The sequence below is a fragment of the Sodalis sp. RH16 genome (assembly GCF_047324245.1).
Taxonomy (GTDB): domain Bacteria; phylum Pseudomonadota; class Gammaproteobacteria; order Enterobacterales; family Enterobacteriaceae; genus Acerihabitans; species Acerihabitans ligni.
Map to the genome: position 1 here is coordinate 3,137,495 of NZ_CP178737.1, position 25,582 is coordinate 3,163,076.

The 25,582-nt window shown below is 52.7% G+C and carries 20 protein-coding genes; 8 read left to right on the forward strand and 12 right to left on the reverse strand.

Translation table 11 applies throughout. The features are described 5' to 3' along the window. Positions 1-13: 13 nt before the first annotated feature. Both ispA and xseB read right to left on the reverse strand, forming a co-directional pair. Positions 14-913 (reverse strand): (2E,6E)-farnesyl diphosphate synthase, encoded by a 900-nt coding sequence (ispA, locus tag ACL2XJ_RS14420; RefSeq protein WP_413723627.1) that lies wholly within the window; start codon positions 911-913, stop codon positions 14-16. A 4-nt stretch (positions 914-917) separates the two neighbouring features. Then, positions 918-1,160 (reverse strand): exodeoxyribonuclease VII small subunit, encoded by a 243-nt coding sequence (gene xseB / locus ACL2XJ_RS14425; RefSeq protein WP_413723628.1) that lies wholly within the window; start codon positions 1,158-1,160, stop codon positions 918-920. Positions 1,161-1,386: 226 nt separating this feature from the next. Here xseB and thiI point away from each other — a divergent pair, with 226 nt between their 5' ends. After that, the gene (gene thiI / locus ACL2XJ_RS14430; RefSeq protein ID WP_203522404.1) at positions 1,387-2,835 is read left to right on the forward strand and encodes a tRNA uracil 4-sulfurtransferase ThiI; all 1,449 of its coding nucleotides are present in this window, start codon (positions 1,387-1,389) and stop codon (positions 2,833-2,835) included. A gap of 77 nt (positions 2,836-2,912) precedes the next feature. Here the strand turns inward: thiI and yajL are convergent, their stop codons facing one another. After that, positions 2,913-3,503 (reverse strand): protein deglycase YajL, encoded by a 591-nt coding sequence (gene yajL, locus ACL2XJ_RS14435; protein WP_413723629.1) that lies wholly within the window; start codon positions 3,501-3,503, stop codon positions 2,913-2,915. Then, the gene (gene panE, locus ACL2XJ_RS14440; protein ID WP_413723630.1) at positions 3,463-4,380 is read right to left on the reverse strand and encodes a 2-dehydropantoate 2-reductase; all 918 of its coding nucleotides are present in this window, start codon (positions 4,378-4,380) and stop codon (positions 3,463-3,465) included. The genes yajL and panE overlap by 41 nt, the downstream gene beginning before the upstream one ends. A 192-nt stretch (positions 4,381-4,572) precedes the next feature. On the opposite strand from panE, the gene ACL2XJ_RS14445 reads away from it, so the two are divergent. Both ACL2XJ_RS14445 and ACL2XJ_RS14450 read left to right on the forward strand, forming a co-directional pair. Continuing rightward, entirely contained in the window at positions 4,573-5,064 is a 492-nt protein-coding gene (locus ACL2XJ_RS14445; protein ID WP_132922945.1) for a YajQ family cyclic di-GMP-binding protein, read from the forward strand. Positions 5,065-5,392: 328 nt separating this feature from the next. Continuing rightward, positions 5,393-9,169 carry a hypothetical protein gene (locus tag ACL2XJ_RS14450; RefSeq protein WP_413723631.1) on the forward strand — a complete coding sequence of 1,259 codons (3,777 nt, stop codon included), beginning with the start codon at positions 5,393-5,395 and terminating at the stop codon, positions 9,167-9,169. Between the two features lie 46 nt (positions 9,170-9,215). Here the strand turns inward: ACL2XJ_RS14450 and ACL2XJ_RS14455 are convergent, their stop codons facing one another. The 8 genes from ACL2XJ_RS14455 to ACL2XJ_RS14490 form a co-directional block, all read right to left on the reverse strand. Beyond that, entirely contained in the window at positions 9,216-10,580 is a 1,365-nt protein-coding gene (locus ACL2XJ_RS14455) for an MFS transporter (protein ID WP_413723632.1), read from the reverse strand. Between the two features lie 174 nt (positions 10,581-10,754). After that, on the reverse strand, positions 10,755-11,645 hold the full coding sequence (gene cyoE, locus ACL2XJ_RS14460) for a heme o synthase (RefSeq protein WP_132922942.1): 891 nt from the start codon (positions 11,643-11,645) through the stop codon (positions 10,755-10,757). A gap of 15 nt (positions 11,646-11,660) precedes the next feature. Then, positions 11,661-11,993, reverse strand: coding sequence for a cytochrome o ubiquinol oxidase subunit IV (locus ACL2XJ_RS14465; RefSeq protein WP_132922941.1), 333 nt, complete (start codon positions 11,991-11,993; stop codon positions 11,661-11,663). Beyond that, complete coding sequence (locus ACL2XJ_RS14470) at positions 11,990-12,607, reverse strand: cytochrome o ubiquinol oxidase subunit III (protein WP_132922940.1); 618 nt, start codon at positions 12,605-12,607, stop codon at positions 11,990-11,992. Before ACL2XJ_RS14470 ends, ACL2XJ_RS14465 begins: the two co-directional genes overlap by 4 nt. Continuing rightward, entirely contained in the window at positions 12,597-14,591 is a 1,995-nt protein-coding gene (gene cyoB / locus ACL2XJ_RS14475; RefSeq protein ID WP_132922939.1) for a cytochrome o ubiquinol oxidase subunit I, read from the reverse strand. The genes ACL2XJ_RS14470 and cyoB overlap by 11 nt, the downstream gene beginning before the upstream one ends. 4 nt (positions 14,592-14,595) lie before the next feature. Next, complete coding sequence (gene cyoA / locus ACL2XJ_RS14480; protein WP_132922938.1) at positions 14,596-15,528, reverse strand: cytochrome o ubiquinol oxidase subunit II; 933 nt, start codon at positions 15,526-15,528, stop codon at positions 14,596-14,598. 458 nt (positions 15,529-15,986) lie between these two features. Further along, entirely contained in the window at positions 15,987-17,474 is a 1,488-nt protein-coding gene (gene ampG, locus ACL2XJ_RS14485; RefSeq protein ID WP_413723633.1) for a muropeptide MFS transporter AmpG, read from the reverse strand. A gap of 91 nt (positions 17,475-17,565) precedes the next feature. Continuing rightward, a complete protein-coding gene (locus ACL2XJ_RS14490) occupies positions 17,566-18,144 on the reverse strand; it encodes a lipoprotein (protein ID WP_132922936.1) in 579 nt (192 codons plus the stop codon). Between the two features lie 302 nt (positions 18,145-18,446). On the opposite strand from ACL2XJ_RS14490, the gene bolA reads away from it, so the two are divergent. From bolA to lon, 5 genes are all read left to right on the forward strand, one after another. Beyond that, positions 18,447-18,764, forward strand: a complete 318-nt coding sequence (gene bolA / locus ACL2XJ_RS14495) for a transcriptional regulator BolA (RefSeq protein ID WP_207918049.1) — start codon at positions 18,447-18,449, stop codon at positions 18,762-18,764. A gap of 334 nt (positions 18,765-19,098) precedes the next feature. Then, positions 19,099-20,403 carry a trigger factor gene (gene tig, locus ACL2XJ_RS14500; RefSeq protein ID WP_413723634.1) on the forward strand — a complete coding sequence of 435 codons (1,305 nt, stop codon included), beginning with the start codon at positions 19,099-19,101 and terminating at the stop codon, positions 20,401-20,403. 428 nt (positions 20,404-20,831) lie between these two features. Next, a complete protein-coding gene (gene clpP / locus ACL2XJ_RS14505; RefSeq protein WP_132922933.1) occupies positions 20,832-21,455 on the forward strand; it encodes an ATP-dependent Clp endopeptidase proteolytic subunit ClpP in 624 nt (207 codons plus the stop codon). A 146-nt stretch (positions 21,456-21,601) separates the two neighbouring features. Beyond that, entirely contained in the window at positions 21,602-22,876 is a 1,275-nt protein-coding gene (gene clpX / locus ACL2XJ_RS14510; RefSeq protein ID WP_132922932.1) for an ATP-dependent protease ATP-binding subunit ClpX, read from the forward strand. 197 nt (positions 22,877-23,073) lie between these two features. Next, positions 23,074-25,434, forward strand: coding sequence for an endopeptidase La (lon, locus tag ACL2XJ_RS14515; protein WP_165934156.1), 2,361 nt, complete (start codon positions 23,074-23,076; stop codon positions 25,432-25,434). Positions 25,435-25,582: the final 148 nt, after the last annotated feature.

Consider the following 25,582-nt stretch of genomic DNA (forward strand, 5'->3'; position numbering starts at 1 on the left):
AAACCGTCAAATGCTATTTGTCACGCTCGATAACAAAACGCGCCAATGCCGCCAGCGTGGATGTATCATAGCCCAGGGCGGCGACATGTTCTAAGGATGACAACGATTCCCGATGCAGAGCCAGCGCCTTGGCCCGCGCTCCGTCCAGTCCAAGCAGCGCCGGGTAGGTATTTTTGCCCAGTTGCTGATCCGCTCCCTGCCGTTTGCCGAGGGTGGCGGTATCGCCCACAACGTCCAGAATGTCGTCCTGTACCTGAAACGCCAGCCCGATGGCGGCGGCATAGCGATCCAGATGGGGCAAAAGCTGTTTGCCCGGTGCGCCGGCGGCCAGTGCGCCCAGCGCTACCGCCGCCCGGATCAAGGCACCGGTTTTGTGCCGGTGGATGGTTTCCAAGGCCGGCAATGTCACCGGATGACCTTCCGCCGCCAGATCCTGCGCCTGACCCAGACACATGCCGCGGGCGCCGCTGGCCTGCGCCAGGGCGGATATCATCAGCAGGCGATCCTGGGCCGGCACCCCCGGCATCGTCGCATCAGCCAGAATGGAAAACGCCAGCGTTTGCAAAGCATCTCCGGCCAGAATAGCGGTATCCTCGCCAAATTTCCGATGGCAGGTGGGCTGGCCGCGCCGCAAATCGTCATTATCCATGGCGGGCAAGTCGTCATGGATCAACGAATAGGCATGGATACACTCAATGGCCGCCGCCGGCGCGTCCAGTATGTCAGGGGACAGGCCGAACATCTGCCCGGTACGGTAAACCAAAAACGGCCGCAGGCGCTTACCGCCCAATAACGCACCGTGGCGCATGGCCTGCATCAGCGGTTCGCGATGGTCCAGCGGCGCAAAAAAGCGATCCAGCGCGCCGTTGACCCGCTCATGGCTGGCCTTGAGCTGCGAGGCAAAATCACTCATGGTCCTATTCCGCATCCGGGGTGAATGGCGTTAACGGCGCTTCCTTGTCCTCGCTCAACAAAATCTGCACCCGCTGTTCGGCCTGCCGCAGGGTTTGCTGGCCTTGGCGCGCCAGCTGCACGCCTTGCTCAAACGCATTCAGCGCATCTTCCAGCGGCAGTTCGCCGGATTCAAGACGGGTAACAATTTGCTCCAGCTCTTTCAGCGCTGTTTCAAAACTGGCGGGCTGTTCGGCTTTTTTCGGCATAATTTTTTTCAATATAGTGAGTGGCTGCGAGTATGAAAGCAGTCAACGTTAGCCCAGAGTGCGCTGATAAGCAAATTGAGCCTCAATCCGCTGACGGAAGGTGATATACTCCGCGCCTCGGATGCTATTGATAACGCCCGCGCCCAGGCGCCGGGGATTACCGATATCTCATTATATGACGTGTTCCGATGCGTTGTCTTTTTCTGATCACATAACGACTATCGCCATGAAGTTTATCATCAAACTGTTTCCGGAAATTACGATAAAGAGTCAATCCGTACGGCTGCGCTTTATCAAAATCCTCACCAGCAATATTCGCAACGTCTTGAAACATTACGACGAATCTCTGGCGGTAGTGCGCCACTGGGACCATGTTGAAGTCCGCGCCCAGAATGAAAGCCAGCGTACGCCGATTGTCGACGCGTTAACACGTATTCCCGGTATCCATCATATCCTGGCGGTGGAAGATCATCCCTATGAAGATATGCATGATATCTACCGGCAAACCCTGGCGCTGAATCACGATCGCCTGGTTGGGAAAACCTTCTGCGTGCGCGTGAAGCGCCGTGGCACCCACGACTTTACCTCGCAGGACGTGGAGCGCTACGTCGGTGGCGGACTGAACCAGAATGTGGCCGGAACGCGCGTCAAGCTCAATCACCCCGAAGAAACGGTGCATCTTGAAATCGAAGATGACCGGCTGCTGCTTATCACCGGACGCTATGAAGGCATCGGCGGGTACCCCATCGGCACCCAGGAAGACGTGCTGTCCCTGATCTCGGGCGGCTTCGATTCAGGCGTATCCAGCTATATGCTGATACGCCGGGGCTGTCGCGTGCACTACTGCTTCTTTAACCTCGGCGGCGCGGCCCATGAGATTGGCGTCCGGCAGGTGGCCCACCATATCTGGAACCGCTTCGGCAGCTCCCACCGGGTCCGTTTTATCGCCATTGATTTTGCGGCGGTAGTGGGCGAAATCCTGGAGAAGGTGGACGACGGGCAAATGGGCGTCGTGCTCAAGCGCATGATGGTGCGGGCGGCGTCGAAAATGGCCGAACGCTACGGCATCCAGGCGCTGGTGACCGGCGAGGCGCTTGGCCAGGTCTCCAGCCAAACGCTGACCAATCTGCGCCTGATTGATAATGTCTCCGACACCTTGATCCTGCGGCCGCTTATCTCCCATGATAAAGAACATATTATCAACCTGGCCCGCAGCATCGGCACCGAGGATTTTGCCAAAACCATGCCGGAATATTGCGGCGTCATTTCCAAAAGCCCGACGGTGAAAGCGGTAAAACAGCGTATTGAACAGGAAGAAGCGAATTTTGATTTTGCCATTCTCGATCGGGCGGTTGATGAAGCCCAAAGCATCGACATCAGGGAGATTATCGAACAAACCAACCAGGATGTGGTTGAGGTTGAAACCTCGGACCAGGTAGGCGATAACGATATCGTGCTGGATATTCGCCCGGTGGATGAACAGGAGAGCCAGCCGCTGGTATTGGACAATATTCCCGTCAAGGCGTTGCCGTTTTACAAACTGGGATCCCTGTTCAGTGAACTGGATCAGAGCAAATCCTATCTGTTGTACTGTGAACGGGGAGTCATGAGCCGTCTGCAGGCGCTCTATTTGCGCGAGCAGGGATTTGCCAACGTCAAGGTATACCGGCCGTAAACGGGAATAGGGCGGCGCAGAAAGTATAAAACCCCGGCTGCCGCCCGTTCCCCTTCGCCCCCGTTCGCGGGAAACTCTCAGCCAGCGTAATTATCCACACCCGAGGGCAACACCAATTGCTCCGCCACCTCGGCCGCCTTGGCCCTGCCCAGCAAAATATCGATGATTTTCAGGGAAAAATCCATTGCGGTCCCCGGACCCTGGCTGGTCAATAGGTTATTCTCCTTCACATACACCCAGCGCTTATCACGCCACTCTGTCGGCGGTATACGATCCTTCAATGCCGGGAAGCCGGTCATGGCGACGGAGGGGAACAGCTTATGGTGTTGTAATACCAGCGCCGGCGCCGCGCAGATTGCCGCTACCAGCTTGCCCTGACTTTTTATCCGACGGAGGGTCGCCACCAACTGTGGATCGTCCCGGAAGCCTTCAGCGCCTTTGGCGCCGCCAGGCAATACAATGACATCAAACAATCGGTCGAGCACTGCCGACAAGGGCGTATCCGCCAGCAGACGCACCCCCCGCGAACAGCGGACTTCAAGCCCCTCGCCGTTATTCACGGCGGCGGTTGTTACCTCAATCCCGCCCCGCACCAGCAGATCGATAACGGTGACGGCTTCTGTCTCCTCACTCCCATTCGCCAGACATACCAGTGCCGAGACGGTCATAACGATTCTCCTTTTGCTTAACCAGTTCATACAAACGTTGATTGGCGGGGACATTGATGCCGTGCGCCCGCGCGCGCCGCAGTAGATAACCGTTGATATAATCAATTTCGGTATGGCGCTGGGCGCGTATATCCTGCAGCATGGAGGAGGTGTTGCCGGCGGTGTTTCTGATAATCTGCCCGACATAAAGCAGCAGGCTTTCATAGGAGGTGTGAAAACCTTCGCGATCCATTACCGCCGCCACTTCCCGGCATAACTCTTCGATTTCGCTGCTGAAACGCTCGATCTCGCCGTTTGTGCATTCATACACCGCGGTAAGCGGGTTGATAATGCAGTTCGACGCCAGCTTAATCCAGCAGGTAGCGGCGATATTGTCATGCCAGGCCACGTCCGGCAGCGCATCGTGCAAAACTTCCGCAACCGAACTGATGGATTGAGCATTGGCGGTCAGCGGCCCGATACGAGTGGTACCGCTGTAGACATGGATAATGCTGCCATCGCCGCCGCGGTAGGCCGCATGGGTGGTTATGCCTTGCAAAAGGGGCTGGGTCAGGGCCGGCAATTCTTCACGGGTGCCCAAGCCATTATGTAATAATAAGATGGCGCAGTCCGCTTTAAGCTGCGGCAGCAGGCTTCTGATCGCGTCGGAAACCTGCCAGGCTTTCAGGGTCACCAGCAATAAATCGCTCTCGGCCAGTAACGCGGTATTATTGGCCGGCAGCTGATGTTGAAAGGTTTCTCCCAGGGGCGAAACCACATCAACGGTGCAAAAGGGTTGCGGCACGCGCAGCCAGCCCTGGAGGGTATGTCCCTGCTGGAACAGTCCCGCCAGCCAGAGTTGGCCGATAGCCCCACAACCCAGAACGGTAATATTCATGTGCCTAACCCTTGTGTAGATTTAGCCTTCACCCGGCTTCATGTGCAGTGCGACGCCTTCATTATAGACATTTACGCTATATGGGACATATTGCCGCCGGCCGGGGGCAGGCAATGGGCGACCACTGGTTTTTGTATCCGGCAAACCAAGCAGGTATGATGCTTGCCATGGTGAGACTGAAAGAGAAACATTATGCCCTCATTTGATATCGTTTCAGAAATAGATATGCAAGAAGTTCGTAACGCGGTGGAAAATGCCAATCGGGAATTATCCACCCGCTGGGATTTTCGCAACGTGCCGGCAAGTTTTGAGCTGAATGAAAAAAACCAAAGCATAACCGCCACCAGCGAATCCGATTTCCAGGTGCAGCAATTGGTAGAGATACTGCGGGAGAAGCTGGCCAAGCGTGGTATCGAGGGCGGGGCTATCGAACTGCCCGACGAGATGGCGCGCAGCGGCAAAACCTACAGCATCGAGGCCAAGCTCAAGCAGGGTATAGAGTCCACTCTGGCCAAAAAGCTGGTGAAACTGATCAAAGACAGCAAGCTCAAGGTGCAGGTGCAGATCCAGGGCGAACAGGTGCGGGTCACCGGTAAATCCCGGGATGATTTGCAGGGCGCCATGGCGTTGGTCAAAGGCGGCGAGCTGGGCCAGCCGTTCCAGTTCACCAATTTTCGCGATTGAGGGGCCCTACCCGCTGCCCGGCCTGAACAGATATCGGCGTTCCGCTCTTTGGCTACACTGCCGGAGAGCGGATTTATGGTTATGGCGGGGAGAATCCAAGCCGGGATCGAGACGTGGGTATGGTTTTTTTACAGCCGGGCGTCACGCGTAAGTTCTGTTTTGCAATAATTGATTAAACTACTATTTCTCTAGCAGCTTTATAGATTAAAAAAAGAAATTACACTCTGCATAGAACAAAACTCATTTCTTTAATGTGAAATAAAATTCTGGCGGCGCTTATTAAAAAAAAGTAGAGTCAAACTGAATTAAACTCACAAAGAGAATTGCTATGTATATTTCTGATTATAAAACATCTGATAATATTATAAATAGAGAATTATTATCCAATGAAGCTAACCCACAAGAATATGAAGAAACATTGCGATTTTTTGAGACGCTAAAAAGCATAAGAAAGCCGGAAAATATAGCTTTGGCGCCGCCAAAAGTCCGTCACAAGGGAAAGTTAACAAACCTCGCCTTGCAAATACTCTACGCATCGGCTTTTTCGCCGATGCAGCCTAGCTTGGGACACGTTAACGCGGCAGGGAATAATCCCCTTCAACGCGGCGCCGGACCGCTGTCCGGCCAGTCTGTCTTGGGAATGCCGGTCGCATCGGCTGATAATAACGCTGACACTACCCTGTTTCCTGATGCGATTTTGGTTAAAATCGATAGCCATGATAGCATTTTTCCCAGGCATCACCTGAGACGCAGCGTCGGAAACAATGATGAGTCAGCTTCTCTTTATTTACCGTCTGGATCCTTGGCCACAAAAAATATTAAAAGTTTTTTGATTAATAAAAATATTATGAATGGCAAACAGCCGTGGGGAAACGCGGATTTAATTAATGCTGTGGTGAAGTATATTAATACGAATAGCAATGGAATGGAAAAAGTCGCCAGACGTATGCTAAGACATTCAGGTCTGATGGGAGCTAAAAAAAATGAGGAAATGAGCGAATTTAATCAGCAAAAAACGGTGACTGCCTGGATGCATTCATTGCTTTTTGAGAAAGGTATTGAAGCGTTTATTGTCAATGAATTTATCAAGGTCTACCGAAATGAATCCTTGGGTAACGTGACCTCACCACAGAATTTCGCCATTCATCTTCTTCAAAAAGTGCGACAAGGATTTACAAATAATACCAGCATGAGCGGGTCGGATGGTTTGCAGGGGGGCGCCTTAGAGTTCATTGCCGATAATATTTTCTTGCCGATTATGCCGACATTTTTTTTTGATGCTATTCTTGACCCATCGGTGCACTATTCTATCGGGTCTGTTGAATGGGGATATCTACATGCAGGCCTATGCTTTGCCATGGGCGCTGAAATCAATCTGCAATCAATTTCGGCCAGTCAGCTATTATCCTTAGGTATTGTATTGGACTCCATGTTAAAAGAAGGTCTTTCTGACCCTTCCCTTTTTAAATTGTTTATGTTGCCAGCTATGCTTTATCATGTCAAACATAGCATAGATACTGATGACGTCATTGATATCAATAATATCATTGAGCCTTCCGGCATAAAAAAAGCTATTCTTGAAGAGTATTTATTGGCCTGTGACAAATTCAATGCCGCGAATGATCCGGTAACTTATTTCTCTGAAGCGCTAGCATCCTATCAAACCAGGTCGCAGCTTGCTGAAAAGGTGATTGATACATATTGTCACGTAGTGAATAAAGACGAAATACCCTACGTTTCATACTATAAATACTATAATAGCGGCTTAACCTGTGCTGACGTCGTCTCCGGGGCTATTAACGCCGATAGGCCATTGCCGAGTCTAGACTCAATATATGAAAGGCAAAACGCCGATATTGCCGACGCATTCGCAAACGTTGATAAAAGGATTATTTACAAAGTGATATCCGCTATCGATGTTGGCGAACTTGAATTTCTGGCTTTTTCGGAGATAAAAAAAACCAGAGTGAGCTTCGCACACCGCATTAAACCAAAAACAGCCTTGGGTTATTTGGCTTTTTCTCAATATGTTAACTTGGCTATAAGGCAGGATGTCGATATATTCGCGGCGAGTAAAAATAATGAAGAAAGAGTCTATGCATTAATCAAGGAAAAAGACGGCTATCGGATAAAACGAACTGATGATGATCTGAAAGCCTATTTTGAGTTATTGAAGAATTTTTCCCCTGAATTAGAATTCGATAAAGATGTCAGACTTGTTTTGCATAAGGAAGATCGCGCTCTTTTGCAGTCGCCCGAGCAATCACTTAAGGTATTGGCGGCACAGTTAAGCCAGCTTCACCGTGACATTTTATACGTTAGTTTGAATAACGAAGGTTATGAAAAAACGGCGGCGGAGAAGACCCGGACTTTTTTCTTATCTTTGATACCTTTCCATGATTGCTCAATGCACCTCCTGGCGGCGGAGGAAAAGGAAGCTGTCGTGGCCTGTAGCGCAGATATCGTGATGGTGGGTCCGTTTGCGGTCAAGGGATTAATGATGAGCACCCAGGCCGCGAAAACCTTCGGCTATGGTGCAAGGATAGCATTAGGTGAGGCGGTAAGTGGTTTTGCCGCCAGGCAATCCCTGCGAATGGCGATGAAAAAAGCGATGCCCGCTCTTTCCAGATTTGCTATCTTGCCCGCCTCCCGTGAGCTAAATCGTTTGGCACTAACCGACTTGGGCATCGAATTTCTTCGCCTGTTCGATCCAGGTCTGGAGATGGCCGGGCGATTAAGCGGCGCAATAGTCACACAGGTGACGAAAGGGGTCGGCATTGCAAGCAGATCTGCCCCGGCGCTAAAAAAACTTTTTGCAGCCCTGCAAAGGAAAAAAATCGGGCAATCCATCACTTCCCCGGCAAAACTTTATGATACGGCACGTTTGTCCGCCTCGGGACTGCAGGTGCCGGTGGTAAAGCTCCAGAAGAAAACGCCTGGCGGGCAAGAAATCTATGTCCGGGTAAACCCCGTAAACAATGATATCTTTGGCCGTAAATATACATTGTCCGCCGATAAAACCTTGGTGCCCATCCCCCTTGATTTGGCAAAAAGGCTGGATAATCTTCGAACCCAGGGGTTAGGCGGCCACGGCGCAAAAATACAGGGCAGGCAATGGATGAACGAGCAAAGACATCTGTCGGAACACGTTCATGAATCACTGCGTGAAGTCATACTTTCGCCAGCCAGTGGCCACGGCAATCGCCCCCCTATGCATCATTACCCGCAGGGGGGCGCGGCAGGCAGCGTTGAACGGTCCTGGCGGGCCGCCTATAGGGCGGAAAAGAATTTACCTAAGCAATTTTATATTAAAACCTTCGGCGATGGGGACAGCGAATCCGTGCTTTTTCCGGAAATCGGCATCTCATTGCATCAGAACAGCCTAGACGCCACTGAATATGAGCGCGCCTTTGCCCGATTACTGGAAAATGAAAAAACCGCGGTACGTACCTGGTCTTTGGTTGAAGATGACGTCAGAAGCTACAGTGACGGTTCGCCTAACCTCACCCGCTTGAACAAAAGGCCTATCAACGTCGAGATCAACCAAAAATTGCGGGACGGCTTACCCTTCGCTGCGGACGAAAAAGAGGTTTATGACGGTCTTATGGCTTTTTTGCGCGCGGATATACCAAGGCAGCGCGGAGGCTATCTGCGTATCGCGGAATACCGGCAGGGCCACCACATTCCTTGGCTTCATGATATTATCGTGGGGGACATTGTGACCAATTATCCGCAACTGATGAGCGTGTCGGGGGACGATGCGTTTGCGCGGCTTTTTGCTGAACAGGCCGCGGAAGACGGCCCGGAAATTGAAAAAGGTCTGGAAGCATTAGTCATCTATCGAATCGACAACGGTGAAAAATGCACCCCGCTTATACCTCTGGCCGCCAGCACGGCGCTTGATGAAGTGGAATATCTCTATCCGCCGAAAACGTATTTTCGCGTCAAGGGCATCAGTATCGCCAATGGGATATCACAATATATATTTCCAAGAAAACGCATCGGGGTCATTTTGGAGGAGATATCGGAAGTTCCTTTTAGCGCAAAAAATCTCTTTTCCGGGAATACCTATTCATACGAGCCGCTTCCGCCGGCGCGTCACTGAGCCTCTCCTCGGCTGTCATATAGCCGCCGGCAGCAAGGCAACTGATTTATAGCGCGTCCACCAGACGCTCCAGCTCAATTCGGTTGGTGCGTTTGGTATCGATTTTGACATAGGCGCTCTGCTCTTCCGGCACCACCACCACTTCGGTAACCCCGGGCTGTGATTTCAATCGCTGCTCCAGTCCGCCGTCTTTTACCGCCAGCGCGGACAGGGTCAGCCGCAGGCTGCTGACATAGGGAGGTTCACGCAGCCGGCTGCTTACCAGCCACCATATCAGAGAAATTCCCGCCCCGGTCAAGAAGACCAGTCCGGCACCGGACAATTGAAACAGCCAGCCGCCCAGGCTGCCGCCCACCGCGACGCCGAGAAACTGGCCGGTGGAGTAGATGCCCATGGCGGTGCCTTTGTAACCGGCCGGCGCTTCTTTGCTGATCAATGAGGGCAATATGGCTTCCATCACGTTAAACGCCAGAAAAAACAGCTGCACGCCGATGAAAATGGTCCACAAATGCAGTCCGGCGGACCATAAAACGATCTCAGCCAGCATCAAGACCGTAATGCAGCCCATAAACACCCGCTTCATCTGCCTTTTAACTTCGGCATAGATGATAAAGGGAACCACGGCGGCGAACGAAATCAGCATGGTCACCAGATAGACTTTCCAGTGCTCGGCGGCCGGCAGTCCCGCGTTAACCATCATGGGGGGCAGGGCGACAAAACTGGACATCAATAACGCATGCAGGCAGAAGATGCCGAAATTCAGCTTTAATAACTGGGGATTGGCCAGTACCTTGGCAAAGCTGCCCTTAACGATGCCGGATTCGCGGTTGAGAATATGGGCATCGGCGTTAGGCACCACCAGCAGGGTCAATACGATACCCATCAACGCCAGAATGGCGATACCCCAGAACAGTGCGTGCAAACCGAGGGCATGGGTAATAATCGGACCCAGCACCATGGCAATGGCGAAGGTAACGCCAAAGCTGATGCCGATAAAGGCCATGGCTTTGGTGCGGTTTTGTTCCCGGGTCAAATCCGATAACAGCGCCATCACCGCCGCGGCGATAGCGCCGGAACCCTGCAGGGCACGTCCCAGTATGACGCCCCATATTGAGTCGGTCATGGCGGCTATCACGCTGCCGAGGGCAAACACCAATAGCCCGCCTACGATAAGCGGTTTGCGGCCGACGCGATCGGAAATCAGCCCGAAAGGCAGCTGGAATACCGCCTGCGCCAGTCCATATATACCGATAGCCAGGCCGATCAGCGCCTCGCTTGCTCCCTGGAGCGCCATCCCGTAAGTGGTAAGGACCGGCAGCACCATAAACATGCCCAGCATCCGTAATGAAAAAACCGTACCCAAACCCCAGGTGGCGCGTAGTTCGGTGCCGGTCATTTTATTGTCGTTCATTCTTACCTCATGATACCTAGGCGGGTTATTTTACAGCCATTCTGAAGCGGGGGAAATGGAATGTCTTTTAACAGATGTTACGGCAAAACGCCATTGATTCGGGAAAGAGGCCGGTTGGGCGAGGGGGACGGCAAAGCAAGGCTTTGCCGTAAAAGACTACTTAGCAGACATTAATTACCATACATAGGATAACAAGCTGTTACTCGCCGGGACCATAAAATCCACCGACATCATGACGCTCAGCGAGGTAATGGCGACGATGGAAAATATAAACAGCTTGCGCGCCCAGACCTTATCATCGTTGGCTGATTTGTAGCCCTGCAAGGCCATGCCCAGCCACCAGACGCTTACCGATGCCGCGACAATCAGGTACTTGTAACCGGCATATCCCCCAAGCGTCAGCATCAGCGTGGCCACCATAAAGCCGATGATATAAAGGGTGATATGGTGTTTGGTAACCGAAATCCCCCGTTTCACCGGCAGTACCGGTATGGACGCCGCTTGATAATCCTTGAAGCGGAAGATGGCGATGGCGTAAGAGTGGGGCATTTGCCACAAACTGAAGATCAGCAGCAGGATCAACGCCCCCATATCGAACCTGTCACTGACGGCGCAGTAGCCGATAACCGGCGGCGCGGCGCCCGACAGGCTGCCTATCAAGGTGCCGTAAACCGACTTGCGTTTCATGTACAGGCTGTAAATGCCGACATAAACGATAAAGCCCATCACCGCCAGCCACATGGCCAGCGGATTAGCCGCCGTATAGAGCAAGACGAAGCCCACAATACCCAGCACGGTTGCATAAACCAGCGTGACTTTCGGCGAGATAAGTCCTTTCACCAGGACACGGTTTTTTGTCCTTTCCATTTTTTTATCGATATCCCGGTCGATAAAGTTGTTGAAAACACAACCCGACGCGACCACCAGCGAGACACCGATCAAGGTGGCGATAAACAGGGCGTGATCTATCTGGCCTTTTGAGGCCAGAAGAAAACCACCGATGACAGAAATTAAATTACCGAAAATAATCCCTGGTTTAGTGACTTGCAGGTATTTTTTAATCATTACCGTTGCGCTCTTTTAATGGCCCATCAAGTTGTAGTTCAGGTACCACATAATCCACAGGGAGCCCACAACAAGAATCGCGATTATTAATACTGCAAAGACAAAGGCCACCAGGTTCCAACGCTGTTCGGAAGAGGAATCCAAATGCAGGAAATAGATCAGGTGGACTAATATTTGTACTACCGCGCAGGCAACCAGAACCGCAATCAGGGTGGTTTTGGTGGCCGAGCCGTTCATCACCATGGCGAAGGGGATGACGGTTAAAATGATTGACAGTACAAAACCGGTTAAATAGGACTTCAGGCTGCCGTGACTGGCGCCGCCGTGTCCGGTTGCGGAATGACTCATCCTATGGCTCCCATCAGATACACCACGGTAAACACGCAAATCCACACCACGTCGAGGAAATGCCAGAACAGGCTCAGGCACATCAATCGGGTTTGATTGGTGGCGTTCAGGCCGCGCCGGGAAACCTGCACCATCATCACCAGGATCCAGATAAGACCCGAGGTGACATGCAGCCCATGCGTGCCCACCAGGGTGAAGAACCCGGACAGGAACCCGCTGCGGTCAGGACCAAAACCCTCTTCTATCAGGTGATGGAATTCATACAGCTCCATGCAGATAAACGCCAGGCCGAACAGGAAGGTCAGTCCGAGCCAGGTGATAACCCGGCTTTTATTGCCTTTGTGCATGGCAAGGATCGCGACGCCGTAGGTGATGCTGCTGAATAACAGGCAAAAGGTTTCAACCAGTACAAAGGGCAGTTCAAAAATATCCTTGCCCGACGGACCGCCGGCGACGCTGTTCACCAGAACCGAATAGGTGGCGAACAGGGTGGCGAATAAAATACAGTCGCTCATCAGGTAGATCCAGAAGCCAAATACCTTTATGGCTCCCGCATCGTGGTGCCCATGCGCGGCATGGGCGGTATCATGATTTGACAGGGTCTCAGTTGACATTATTCACGCCCGCTTCACTAATTTGGTCAAAATGCCGGTTTTCGATACGCTCCACTTCCGCCGCGGGCACGTAATAATCTACGTCTTCGTTGAAGCTGTGGATAATCCAGGTCACTATCATGCCGGCAAAGCCGACAATCGCCAGCCACCAGATATGCCAGATCATGGCGAAGCCGAAAAACAGGCTGAAGGCGGCGATAATGACGCCGGCGCCGGTATTCTTCGGCATATGGATCTGTTCGTAGGCCAGCGGTTTCTGATAAGCCGTTCCGTCTTCCTTCATCTGCCAGAAGGCGTCGCGATGATCGTTGACATCCGGCACCAGGGCAAAGTTATAGAACGGCGGCGGTGAGGAGGTGGACCATTCCAGGGTGCGTCCGCCCCACGGGTCGCCGGTGAGATCCCGGTTCTGATCCCGCTGGATGACGCTGAGAACGATTTGCACCACCTGGCACAAAATGCCCAGGGCGATAAGGACTACGCCGCCGGCCGCCACCATCAGCAGCGGATGGAATTCAGGGTCGATTTGCTGGCTTAAACGACGGGTCATGCCCATGAAACCCAACGCATACAGCGGCATGAACGCAACGTAGAAACCGATAATCCAGAACCAGAAGGCGCGTTTGCCCCATTTCTCGTTCAGGGTGTAACCGAAGGCTTTCGGCCACCAGTAGGTCATGCCGGCGAAACAGCCGAACACCACGCCGCCGATAATAACGTTATGGAAATGCGCTATCAGGAACAGACTGTTGTGCAGGACAAAGTCGGCGCCCGGCACCGCCAGCAGCACGCCGGTCATGCCGCCGATGGAGAAGGTGACGATAAAACCGACGGTCCACAGCATGGCCGAATTGAAAACAATGCGCCCCTGGTACATGGTAAACAGCCAGTTGAAGATTTTCACCCCGGTGGGTATGGCGATAATCATCGTCATGATGCCGAAGAACGCATTGACGTTGGCGCCGGAGCCCATGGTGAAGAAGTGGTGCAGCCAGACGCAGAACGACAGAAGCGTGATGGCGATGGTGGCCCATACCAGCGACGTGTAGCCGAACAGCCTCTTTTTGGAGAAGGTGGCCACCACCTCGGAGTAAACGCCGAACACCGGCAGTACCAGGATATACACCTCCGGATGACCCCAGGCCCAGAACAGGTTGACATACATCATCATGTTGCCGCCCATATCATTGGTAAAGAAATGGGTGCCCAGATAGCGATCCAGGGTCAATAGAACGATGGTGACGGTGAGAATGGGGAACGCGGCGATAATCAGGATATTGGTGCACAATGCCGTCCAGGTAAACACCGGCATTTTCATCAGCGGCATGTTAGGCGCGCGCATTTTCATAATGGTGGCGAAGAAATTCACCCCGGTAAGAGTGGTGCCGATACCGGCTATCTGGATACTCCATATCCAGTAATCCACCCCCACCCCCGGGCTATACTCCTTGCCGGCCAGCGGCGGATACGCCACCCACCCGGTCTGGGCGAATTCGCCCACGCCCAGCGAGATGTTGATGAGTATCACCCCCACCACAAAAAACCAGAAGCTGATGGAGTTCAGGAAGGGGAATGCCACGTCGCGGGCGCCGATTTGCAGCGGCACCGCCAGGTTCATCAGGCCGACCACGAATGGGGTCGCCATGAAGATAATCATGATGACGCCGTGGGCGGTGACCACCTGATCATAATGGTGGGGCGGCAGGAAACCGGCTTCGCCGGCGGAGGCCAGCGCCTGCTGCGAGCGCATCATGATGGCGTCCGCAAAGCCGCGCAGCAGCATTACGAAGGCCACAATCATGTACATTACGCCGATTTTTTTATGATCCACCGAGGTAAACCATTCATTCCACAGATATTGCCATTTGCCAAAATAGGTAATGGCCGCCACCAGAGCCAGCCCGATAACGACAATGGCGGCCACGGTGATAATAATGATCGGTTCATGATACGGAACCGAATCCAGCGTTAATAATCCGAACATCGTGTTATTCCTCGGTTCCCGCGTGAGAGTGCTCACTCATGCTCATGTCCATCCCGTTTTTCTGGGTCATGTCCATGCTCTTGCCCTTTCCCATGAATTTACCGATGACCGAATCGAACAGGTCGGGTTTCACACTGGAAAAATACTCCACCGGATGGAATTCGCTCGGCGCGGCCAATTGTTCATAGGCATCCATGGTATTTAGGGTTTCCGGCGACGATTTCACCTTTTGGACCCACTCATCAAAACCCTGCTGGTCCGGTGTGGCAATCGCGGTGAACTTCATGCCGGAGAATCCCCTGCCGCTGAAATTGGAAGAGATGCCGTTGTAAGCACCGGGTTCATTGGCAATCAGGTGCAGCGTGGCATTCATTCCCGCCATGGCGTAAATCTGTCCGCCGAGCCGGGGAATAAAGAAGGAGTTCATTACCGAGTTGGAAGTGATGTTGAACTTGACCGGCACATTCACCGGGAAGGCAATCTGATTAACGGTGGCGATACCTTGCTCCGGATAAATGAACAGCCATTTCCAGTCCATCGCCACCACTTCGATATTGATGGTCTTGGCATTGGATGCGATGGGTTTGCCGGGATCCAGCGCATGGGTTGATTTCCAGGTCAGTGTCGCCAGAAAAATGATAATCAGAATCGGCACGGTCCAGACCACCAGTTCCACTTTACCTGAGTGGGACCAGTTGGGACTGTACGTTGCCTTGGTGTTGGTAGCGCGATATTTTATGGCGAAGACCACCGCCATGACGATAGCAGGTATGACTACCAGCAACATCAGCCCGAGGGCAGTCAGTATAAGTGAACGTTGCTCCAGTCCGATCTGTCCTTTGGGATTCATTAACGCCATATCGCAACCGCTCAGTAAAGCGGCGGCGGAAATCAATGACAGAATCCCTATACTTTTATTGTATTTCCTGAGTCTCATCTAACGACCTCAATAAAAAAGGGCTCTAATGTCGTTTCTTGTGTGTGGGCATTTTACGGGAAGGTTGCAGTACTGTAAACATGCTTAAGGTTATGTCAGAAACATGTTTCCGCTCGATGTGAAAGATATCATTGGCTTGGAAAATTATGACAAAATATGAATACTCACAAAGGCTTAGAGAAAAATAAGCCACAGAACAAATATTCTCGATTCATAAAGAATAACGCGGCGGTGTTCTTATCATTACATTAACATAAAAATAGCATTTAACGACAAATAAGCTACAAAAAAGCAAATATGTACCTCCCGCAATAGTAAAGTTGTTAAACTATAACCTTCCTGCCCTATCGCGATAATAAAAATCAGATACAAAAAAAGCCCTTTTTGTATAGCAATAAGAGACGTTTTTACGGCAAAGAGATGAGGAGAAATTCTTATTTAGTCTATTTTTTGGCCTATCAGCCGGCATCCTGTGAACGCCGCATCGACGCAAAATCACAGCAGCATCCCGCCAGTATGGCCAGGGAGATCAGCGCGGCGCCGCTTTGCCAGCAATAGCCGGTCACCGGCGTGGCGTCCAGCCATCCGGCCGACTGCGCCAGCATAAGCACCAGGCCCGCCGCAAGCAGCGAGGCGCCGGCCAGCAGTAACCACAGCGCCCACCGGTAGGGGCCGGCATAACCGACGCGTCTGGGAAAAACGCCGGTTTCCTGGGCGAAGCTCAGCGTATCCCGGCACACTATCAGCAACAGCAGGCCGGGGACGCCGGCAACGACAGAGAACAAATAGAACCAGGCCCAGCCATGGAGTTCCACGAACCAGCCGGCGATGGGGCCCACATAGACCCGGCCGACGGCGGACAGGGCGGAAAGCAGTGCGAACTGGGTGGCGGAAAAGGACTTATTGCAAAGACTCATCAGCAGGGCCACGAAGGCCGCGGTCCCCATGCCGCCGCAGAGATTTTCCACAAAGATGGCCGCGCCCATGGAGGCCAGATGCTTATCGGTGACCGCCAACACCCAGTAGCCGGCATTGGATACCGTTTGCAGCACGCCGAACAGCAGCAGGGCGCGAAACAGCGTCAGTCGCTGCATTAATACGCCGCCAACCAGAGTACCCAGTATGGTGGCCAGCAAACCGAAGGTCTTGTTCACTACCCCCACTTCTCCGGCGGCGAAACCCACCCCTCGTATCAAAAATGTCGTACTGAGGGCGCCGGCGAAGGCATCGCCAAGTTTGTAACTCACTATCAGCAACAGGATAAGCCAGGCATTGTTGCGGCCGAAGAAATCCCGCAGCGGTTCCACAATAGCCTGCTCCAGCGTCCGGGGAGCCGGAATCGCGTTATCCGGCTCCGGCGCCATCGAGGCCGTCGCCACGCCAATCACCATTAAGCCGGCCATAAGATAGTAGGTGTATTGCCATCCCAAAAAACCGTCCGCCAGCCAAAGCGCCAAACCTCCCGAAACCAGCATGGCGATGCGATAGCCTAATACCGAGACGGCGGCGCCGGTTCCGCGCTCTTCCGGCGGCAGCAGATCGGTTTTATAGGCATCGAACACGATATCCTGCGACGCCGAACAGAAGGCCACCCAGACCGCCACCACGGCCATAGCGCCCAGGTTGCGCTCCGGCGTGAGGCTCGCCATGGCGAGAAGGCCGCCTATCAGGGACAATTGGGTAATGATCAGCCAGCCCCGCCGCCGGCCGAACGACGGCGGGGTATAGCGGTCCATCACCGGCGACCACAGGAATTTAAAGACATACGCCTGGCCCACCAGGGAAAAGAAGCCGATGGTTTTCAAATCCACATTGGCCACGGTCATCCAGGCCTGGAGCGTGCCGGACGTTAACGCCAGCGGCAGGCCGGAGGCAAAGCCCAGGCACAGCAACATCAGCGATAGGGGTTGGGCCAGGGTTGCAAGGCTAAGATGGCGATTGGGCATAGGTCGTTCAGTTCGTTAACCGGTGGGTTAAAAGCCCACCCGCGCGGAGCGGGTGGGAACGTGGAAGGGTCGATAGGAATGATACCGCTTATTAATGAGAGTTTTCTTTAATAAATTGGCTGATGCTGGTGTCCTGCGCCATATCGCTGATGACATCGCTCAACACGCTGTTAACGGCTTTGGTGATATTTTCGTTGTTGGCGTTGAATGCGCCCTGCACGCTGTAGTTCGACTGATAATGCTTCATCTGCTTGTTGCCGTTTTTCGCCGTGGCGATAATCGAGATGTCGGCGTTGGTGGTGATGTTATATCGCACGTTGCCTTGGGAAACGTCGGCAAAGAGCTTGTTGACCACGATTTGCAAGTCAACCGCACCGTTCGGCCCTATCATATAGCCGCGCGCGGTCATTTGTTTTTCCAGGACTTCCTGCAGCAGGAAGCGCAGATCCCGCGAGGGCGTCAATACCACTATTTGGCCGTCGCGGTTCACCTTCGCCAGGGCCTGGTCGGGGCGCTGGTCGGCACCGTTAATGCTGACCGTAACGCCCATCAGGGAAGGATCCTGCTGCGGCAGGTCGATTCTCGGGGTCACTTCAAGGGTATTGCTTTTGGCGGCGCAGCCGGCGAGCAGCAGCGCAGCCAATAAGGGGAAGAACATTTTTTTCAGCATAATCGCCTTCTCAATCATTAAGATGCATAGGGGGAGACAAATTGGCCACATAATAACATTGCCGTTCGCGGTGGGAAGATCAGAATCACGTTAAATTATGCTAACGTTGCTCTTCCGGCCCGCAATTTTCCTGGTTGGCAAAAAAACACATTACCGGCGCTTTAGCGTAGCGCAGGTCATTTGGGTTGAAGTTTCGGCTTTTTAAGACAAATATTTATGATATTAGTGCTATGAGTTAATAAAAAGTCGGCTAAAGTTCTAATTGACGATATTGAGCGCGCAGCCTAGGCAGTAAGGAGAAAATCATGTTCCGCGAGCAAATAGAAGCAAAAATAAGGGCAGCGTTTGATCCTATCCATCTGGAGGTCATCGACGAGAGCTATCGGCACAACGTGCCGGCGGGTTCGGAAAGCCATTTCAAGGTGATAATGGTGAGCGAGCGTTTTGCCGGCGAGCGGATCCTGAACCGGCATCGCGCGTTATACGCGGTTCTTTCCGAGGAACTGGCCGGGCCGGTGCACGCCCTGGCCCTGCATACCTACACCCTCAAAGAGTGGGCCAGTTTGCAAAATGCCGTACCGGCGTCGCCGCCCTGTCGCGGCGCGGGGCTGATGGCCTGATGAGAGTCTTCGTCTACTCCTTTTCCATATTGAAATTATTCATGCAATCAGAACGGCCGCCCGGCCGTTTTTTTTATTTTTGTGGGCGGCGGCTCGCGGTTTGTGTCAAATTTCGCGCTGTTCTCGACTCATAAACTCTATGCCGCTATAATGCCGCGTCTTATATTTCCGGAATGTATTCGGGATGCTTCTGACGACGACGGGGAACGGGTTTCTGTTCACTCAGACCTCCCGGTTCTAAGAGGCCATTTTCACGTCAGTGGACCTGGATGACCGCTTCTTTGAAAACGGCTTCTGGAGTTGACCGAGCACTGTGATTTTTTGAGGTAACAAGATGCAAGTTTCTGTTGAGACCACTGAAGGCCTGGGGCGCCGCGTAACCATTACCGTTGCCGCCGACAGCATTGAGCAAGCGGTAAAAAGCGAACTGGTGAACGTCGCCAAAAAAGTTCGCATTGATGGCTTCCGCAAAGGAAAAGTGCCGATGAATATCGTGGCACAGCGTTATGGCGCTTCGGTACTTCAGGATGTACTGGGCGACCTGATGCAGCGTAACTTTGTCGATGCCATTATCCAGGAAAAAATCAATCCGGTCGGCTCGCCCGACTATGTCCCCGGCGAATACAAGAAAGGGGAAGATTTTACCTACCATGTTGAATTTGAAGTTTATCCTGAAGTTGAGCTGAAAGATCTGGATACCATCGAAGTCGAAAAGCCCGTGGTTGAGGTTAACGACGCCGATGTCGATCAGATGCTCGAAACCCTGCGCAAGCAGCAGGCGGACTGGAAAGAAACCGACCGTGACGTTATCGCTGAAGACCGCGTGACCCTTGATTTTACCGGCACCATTGACGGCGAAGAATTTGAAGGCGGCAAAGCCGCTGATTTCGTGCTCGCGCTGGGCCAGGGCCGGATGATCCCGGGCTTTGAGGAGGGCGTGATTGGCCATAAAGCCGGCGATAGCTTCGAGATCGACGTCAATTTCCCTGAAGATTATCATGCGGAAAATCTGAAAGGCAAAGCGGCCAAGTTTGCCATCGTATTGAAAAAAGTCGAAGAGCGTGAATTACCGGAACTGTCCGAAGACTTCATCAAACGTTTCGGCGTGCCTGACGGCTCCCTCGACGGCCTGCGCGCCGAAGTGCGTAAAAATATGGAACGCGAGCTGAAAAACGCCGTTCGCAACCGGGTTAAGAACCAGGTTATCGACGGACTGATCAGCGCCAATGACATCAATGTCCCGGCGCGGTTGGTGGACGGTGAAATCGACGTCCTGCGCCGCCAGGCCGCCCAGCGTTTCGGCGGCAACGAAAAGCAGGCATTGGAATTGCCGCGCGAACTGTTTGAAGAACAGGCTAAACGCCGCGTTAAAATTGGATTATTGCTGGGCGAAGTGATCCAGACCAACGAGCTGAAAGCCGATGAAAATCGGGTCAAGACCTTGATTGAGGAAATGGCCTCGGCATACGAGGACCCGCGCGAAGTCATCGAGTTTTACGCAAAAAATCAGGAAATGATGAATAATATGCGTAACGTGGCTTTGGAAGAGCAAGCGGTTGAAGCTTTGTTGGCCAGCGCTAAGGTAGTGGAAAAAAACACCACGTTCAGCGAACTGATGAATCAACCCACCGCGGCATGATAAATCTGTCTGGCCGGGGGCTTGCTCCAGACCAGGCGCTGTGTTTATCATTAATGGCCCGTCATCCTATGGTGGCGGGTTTTTTTATTTGCGCAAGGCTGTTCTATGCATCCGTTGCGTCTTCATAAAGGGCGGCGGTTTAGCGCAAATAGTTATGCTTATTTGATACTTAGCGGCCGCCGTTAGATATCGGCACGATGGTTTTCACGTTGCAGCCAATGAAAGAACAGGCGCCGGCGCTTGAAAAGCGTGGTCGGACCCCCCAATTAAAGGTTACAGGGAATTATTACGCCCAAACGCATACGTCCCTGCTGATAACATCCGCTCGACCGAAAAGGCGATCCGTCTGCTTGAACGTGGTGATTGTTCCTCATCTCAAGTAGAATTGGTAAGAATGGCGCCGAAAGAAATTTATCTAGGAGATGGTAATGTCATACAGTGGCGAAAAAGATCAACACGCACCCCGCATGGCGTTGGTGCCGATGGTGGTTGAGCAGACTTCACGCGGAGAGCGTTCTTACGATATCTTTTCGCGCCTGCTGAAGGAACGTGTCATATTTATGACCGGCCAGGTCGAAGACTATATGGCGAACCTGATTGTGGCGCAGATGTTATTTCTTGAGGCCGAGAATCCCGAGAAAGACATATATCTTTACATCAATTCGCCGGGCGGGGTTATCACCGCAGGTATGTCGATATACGATACCATGCAGTTTATCAAGCCGGATGTCAGCACTATCTGTATGGGGCAGGCCGCCTCCATGGGGGCATTCTTATTGACGGCGGGCGCCAAGGGTAAACGGTTCTGCCTGCCCAATTCCCGGGTGATGATTCACCAGCCTTTGGGCGGCTTCCAGGGTCAGGCGACGGATATTGAAATTCATGCGAAAGAGATTTTGAAGGTGAAATCCCGCATGAACGAACTGATGGCCAAACATACCGGCCGTCCGCTTGAAACAATTGAGAAAGACACGGAACGCGATCGTTTCTTATCCGCCGATGAGGCGGTAGACTACGGATTAGTGGATGGCATATTAAACCATCGCGATTGAGGCGAAATTCTGAATACCCATAGACTATAGTTAGAGTATAGGTGTTCGGGTAGACTCATATTCACTCATCGCGCCGGTTTTACGTTTAGCAGTCGCGTTGCCGCCGTGGTTGATTTGCGGGACAAGACTAGAGAAAGAGGTTACTGATGACAGATAAGCGCAAAGACGGTTCAGGAAAGCTGCTGTATTGCTCTTTCTGCGGTAAAAGCCAGCATGAGGTGCGGAAGCTGATCGCCGGGCCGTCAGTGTATATCTGCGATGAATGCGTCGATTTATGCAATGACATTATTCGCGAAGAGATCAAGGAAGTTGCCCCGCACAGGGAACGCAGCGCGTTGCCGACGCCCCATGAAATCCGCCACCATCTGGACGATTATGTGATCGGCCAGGAGAAAGCAAAAAAAGTCCTGGCGGTAGCGGTATATAACCATTACAAGCGATTGCGCAACGGCGATACCACCAATGGTATCGAACTGGGCAAGAGCAATATTCTTTTGATCGGTCCCACCGGCAGCGGCAAAACGCTGCTGGCGGAAACGCTGGCGCGTTTTCTGGATGTGCCTTTTACCATGGCGGATGCAACCACGCTGACCGAGGCGGGTTATGTCGGCGAGGATGTGGAAAACATCATTCAGAAACTGCTGCAAAAATGTGATTACGACGTGCAAAAAGCGCAGCGCGGCATCGTTTACATTGATGAAATCGACAAGATATCCCGCAAATCGGATAATCCGTCCATCACGCGTGATGTGTCCGGCGAGGGCGTCCAGCAGGCGCTGTTGAAACTCATCGAAGGCACCATTGCCGCCGTGCCGCCCCAGGGAGGCCGCAAGCATCCGCAGCAGGAGTTCCTGCAGGTGGACACCTCGAAGATCCTCTTTATCTGCGGCGGCGCCTTTGCCGGTCTGGACAAAGTCATTGAGCAGCGTATCGATACCGGCCGCGGCATAGGTTTTAGCGCCACGGTCAAAGGCAGCGCCGAAAAGGCGTCCGAAGGACAGCTGCTGACCAAGGTTGAGCCGGAGGATTTGATCAAATTCGGCCTGATACCTGAATTTATCGGTCGTCTGCCGGTGCTTGCCACCCTTAATGAATTGAGCGAGGACGCGCTGATTCAAATCCTGAAAGAGCCGAAAAATGCCCTTACCAAGCAGTACCAGGCATTATTCAATCTGGAAGGAGTGGAGCTGGAATTCCGCGACGAGGCGCTGACGGCCATTGCCAAAAAAGCCATGGCCCGTAAAACCGGAGCGCGTGGATTACGTTCCATCGTCGAGGGCGCGCTGCTGGAAACCATGTATGAACTGCCTTCGCAGGATAGCGTGGAAAAAGTGGTCATCGACGAGTCGGTTATTGACGGCCAGTCGGAGCCATTATTGATCTATGGTAAACATGAGGCACAGCAGGCTTCCGGTGAATAATAGGCCGGCAAGCCGCTGAAATAACGACAAAGTAATTAATGTGGGGGATTTTATCCCCCATTTGTTTTCCATTACCTTGCCCGTTGAATGTAAAAAAATTGCCCCCATATACTCTGATACCTATTTGTTGAAACTGGCAAAAGCCGAGTTTTGCGAATCCCCTAAACCTGGCGGAAGCTAAACTAAGAGAGAGCTCTATGAATGCTGAGCGTTCCGAACGCATAGAAATCCCCGTATTGCCTCTGCGCGATGTGGTGGTCTATCCGCATATGGTCATCCCGCTGTTTGTCGGGCGGGAGAAATCGATTCGGTGCCTTGAAGCAGCCATGGACAGCGACAAAAAAATCATGCTGGTGGCGCAGAAAGAGGCCTCTACGGATGAACCGGGTATTAACGATCTTTTTTCAGTCGGGACCGTCTCTTCGATTCTCCAGATGCTGAAATTGCCCGACGGTACGGTAAAAGTACTGGTTGAGGGTTTACAGCGCGCCCGTATAACGACTTTGTCGGACAGCGGCGAACACTTTGCCGCCCAGGCTGAATATTTCGATACCCCCGAAATAGACGAGCGTGAACAGGAAGTCCTGGTACGCACGGCGATCAATCAATTTGAGGGATACATCAAACTCAATAAAAAGATTCCGCCCGAAGTACTGACGTCTTTGAACAGTATTGATGACGCCGCCCGTTTGGCCGATACCATAGCCGCGCATATGCCGTTGAAATTAAGCGACAAGCAATCGGTTTTGGAAATGGCCGATGTTACGGAGCGGCTGGAATATCTGATGGCGATGATGGAATCGGAAATCGACCTGCTGCAGGTGGAAAAACGGATCCGTAACCGCGTCAAAAAGCAGATGGAAAAAAGTCAGCGCGAATACTATTTGAATGAGCAAATGAAAGCCATTCAGAAAGAATTGGGTGAAATGGACGACGCACCCGATGAAAACGAAGCGCTGAAACGCAAAATCGAAGCGGCGAAAATGCCTAAAGAGGCGCGTGAAAAAACCGAAGCGGAATTGCAAAAGCTAAAGATGATGTCGCCGATGTCCGCCGAAGCCACAGTGGTGCGCGGTTATATCGATTGGATGCTTTCGGTGCCTTGGCACGCGCGCACCAAAGTGAAAAAGGATTTGGTGAAGGCGCAGGAAATACTGGATAAAGACCATTACGGCCTGGAACGGGTTAAGGAACGTATCCTTGAGTATCTGGCGGTGCAGAGCCGGGTCAGCAAGATAAAAGGGCCGATACTCTGTCTGGTGGGACCGCCGGGGGTGGGTAAGACCTCTCTGGGGCAATCCATCGCCAGGGCCACCGGGCGCGAATATGTGCGTATGGCGCTAGGGGGAGTGCGGGACGAGGCTGAAATACGCGGCCACCGCCGGACCTATATCGGTTCCATGCCGGGTAAACTTATCCAGAAGATGTCCAAGGTCGGGGTGAAAAATCCGCTGTTCCTGCTGGATGAGATCGATAAAATGTCCTCGGATATGCGCGGCGATCCCTCTTCCGCGCTGCTGGAAGTGCTGGATCCCGAACAGAACGTGGCGTTTAACGACCATTATCTGGAAGTGGATTACGACTTGTCCGACGTCATGTTCGTGGCAACGTCGAACTCCATGAATATCCCGGCGCCGCTGCTGGATCGTATGGAAGTGATTCGCCTGTCCGGCTACACGGAAGACGAAAAACTCAATATCGCCCGCGAGCATCTGCTGCAAAAACAGATTGAACGCAACGCGTTGAAATCGGGTGAGCTGACTATCGAAGACAGCGCCCTGATCGGTATTATCCGCTACTACACCCGTGAAGCCGGGGTGCGTAATCTGGAACGGGAAATTTCCAAATTATGCCGCAAGGCGGTGAAGACGCTGCTGATGGACAAGACCATCAAGCATATCCATATCGACGGCGATAACCTCAAAGACTATCTGGGCGTGCAGCGTTTCGACTATGGCCGCGCCGAAGGCGAAAATCGCGTAGGGCAGGTTACCGGCCTGGCCTGGACCGAAGTCGGCGGGGAACTGCTGACCATCGAAACGGCCTGTGTGCCGGGCAAGGGCAAACTCACCTATACCGGTTCGCTGGGCGAGGTGATGCAGGAGTCGATTCAGGCGGCATTGACCGTGGTGCGTTCCCGTGCGGATAAATTGGGCATCACCGCCGATTTCTACGAAAAGAGGGATATCCATGTGCATGTGCCGGAAGGCGCGACGCCCAAAGATGGTCCTAGCGCCGGTATCGCCATGTGCACCGCCCTGGTTTCTTGCCTGACAGGTAATCCGGTGCGGGCTAACGTTGCCATGACCGGTGAAATAACGTTGCGCGGTCAGGTGCTGCCCATCGGCGGTCTGAAGGAAAAATTGCTGGCGGCGCATCGCGGCGGGATTAAAACCGTATTGATCCCTTACGAGAATAAACGCGATTTGGAAGATATGCCGGCGAATGTGATTCGCGATCTGGATATCCACCCGGTTCAGCGTATCGACGAAGTGCTGACGCTGGCCCTGCAAAACTCGCCTTTTGGCATGGAGATAGTGACCGCGGCGGCAAAATAGTGGCTCAATGTAACATATAGCGTTAAAAATAAGGCTGACAGGCGAATTCCCGCTTGCCAGCCTTTTTTTGTACCGTTAAGTTAGGTAGCTGTCTGGCCTGGTCGGTAATTGCGTTACACTTGCCAGTACATAACAGGCTTGGTATAAC

Bases quoted from the DNA above. Each gene is read 5' to 3' on its own strand.
- clpP (WP_132922933.1), top strand. From the start codon at position 20,832: ATGTCATACAGTGGCGAAAAAGATCAACACGCACCCCGCATGGCGTTG.
- ACL2XJ_RS14450 (WP_413723631.1), top strand. From the start codon at position 5,393: ATGTATATTTCTGATTATAAAACATCTGATAATATTATAAATAGAGAA.
- tig (WP_413723634.1), top strand. From the start codon at position 19,099: ATGCAAGTTTCTGTTGAGACCACTGAAGGCCTGGGGCGCCGCGTAACC.
- ispA (WP_413723627.1), bottom strand. From the start codon at position 913: ATGAGTGATTTTGCCTCGCAGCTCAAGGCCAGCCATGAGCGGGTCAAC.
- lon (WP_165934156.1), top strand. From the start codon at position 23,074: ATGAATGCTGAGCGTTCCGAACGCATAGAAATCCCCGTATTGCCTCTG.
- ACL2XJ_RS14465 (WP_132922941.1), bottom strand. From the start codon at position 11,993: ATGAGTCATTCCGCAACCGGACACGGCGGCGCCAGTCACGGCAGCCTG.
- ACL2XJ_RS14470 (WP_132922940.1), bottom strand. From the start codon at position 12,607: ATGTCAACTGAGACCCTGTCAAATCATGATACCGCCCATGCCGCGCAT.
- clpX (WP_132922932.1), top strand. From the start codon at position 21,602: ATGACAGATAAGCGCAAAGACGGTTCAGGAAAGCTGCTGTATTGCTCT.
- ACL2XJ_RS14490 (WP_132922936.1), bottom strand. From the start codon at position 18,144: ATGCTGAAAAAAATGTTCTTCCCCTTATTGGCTGCGCTGCTGCTCGCC.
- thiI (WP_203522404.1), top strand. From the start codon at position 1,387: ATGAAGTTTATCATCAAACTGTTTCCGGAAATTACGATAAAGAGTCAA.
- xseB (WP_413723628.1), bottom strand. From the start codon at position 1,160: ATGCCGAAAAAAGCCGAACAGCCCGCCAGTTTTGAAACAGCGCTGAAA.
- cyoE (WP_132922942.1), bottom strand. From the start codon at position 11,645: ATGATTAAAAAATACCTGCAAGTCACTAAACCAGGGATTATTTTCGGT.
- cyoA (WP_132922938.1), bottom strand. From the start codon at position 15,528: ATGAGACTCAGGAAATACAATAAAAGTATAGGGATTCTGTCATTGATT.
- ampG (WP_413723633.1), bottom strand. From the start codon at position 17,474: ATGCCCAATCGCCATCTTAGCCTTGCAACCCTGGCCCAACCCCTATCG.
- cyoB (WP_132922939.1), bottom strand. From the start codon at position 14,591: ATGTTCGGATTATTAACGCTGGATTCGGTTCCGTATCATGAACCGATC.
- ACL2XJ_RS14445 (WP_132922945.1), top strand. From the start codon at position 4,573: ATGCCCTCATTTGATATCGTTTCAGAAATAGATATGCAAGAAGTTCGT.
- ACL2XJ_RS14455 (WP_413723632.1), bottom strand. From the start codon at position 10,580: ATGAACGACAATAAAATGACCGGCACCGAACTACGCGCCACCTGGGGT.
- yajL (WP_413723629.1), bottom strand. From the start codon at position 3,503: ATGACCGTCTCGGCACTGGTATGTCTGGCGAATGGGAGTGAGGAGACA.
- panE (WP_413723630.1), bottom strand. From the start codon at position 4,380: ATGAATATTACCGTTCTGGGTTGTGGGGCTATCGGCCAACTCTGGCTG.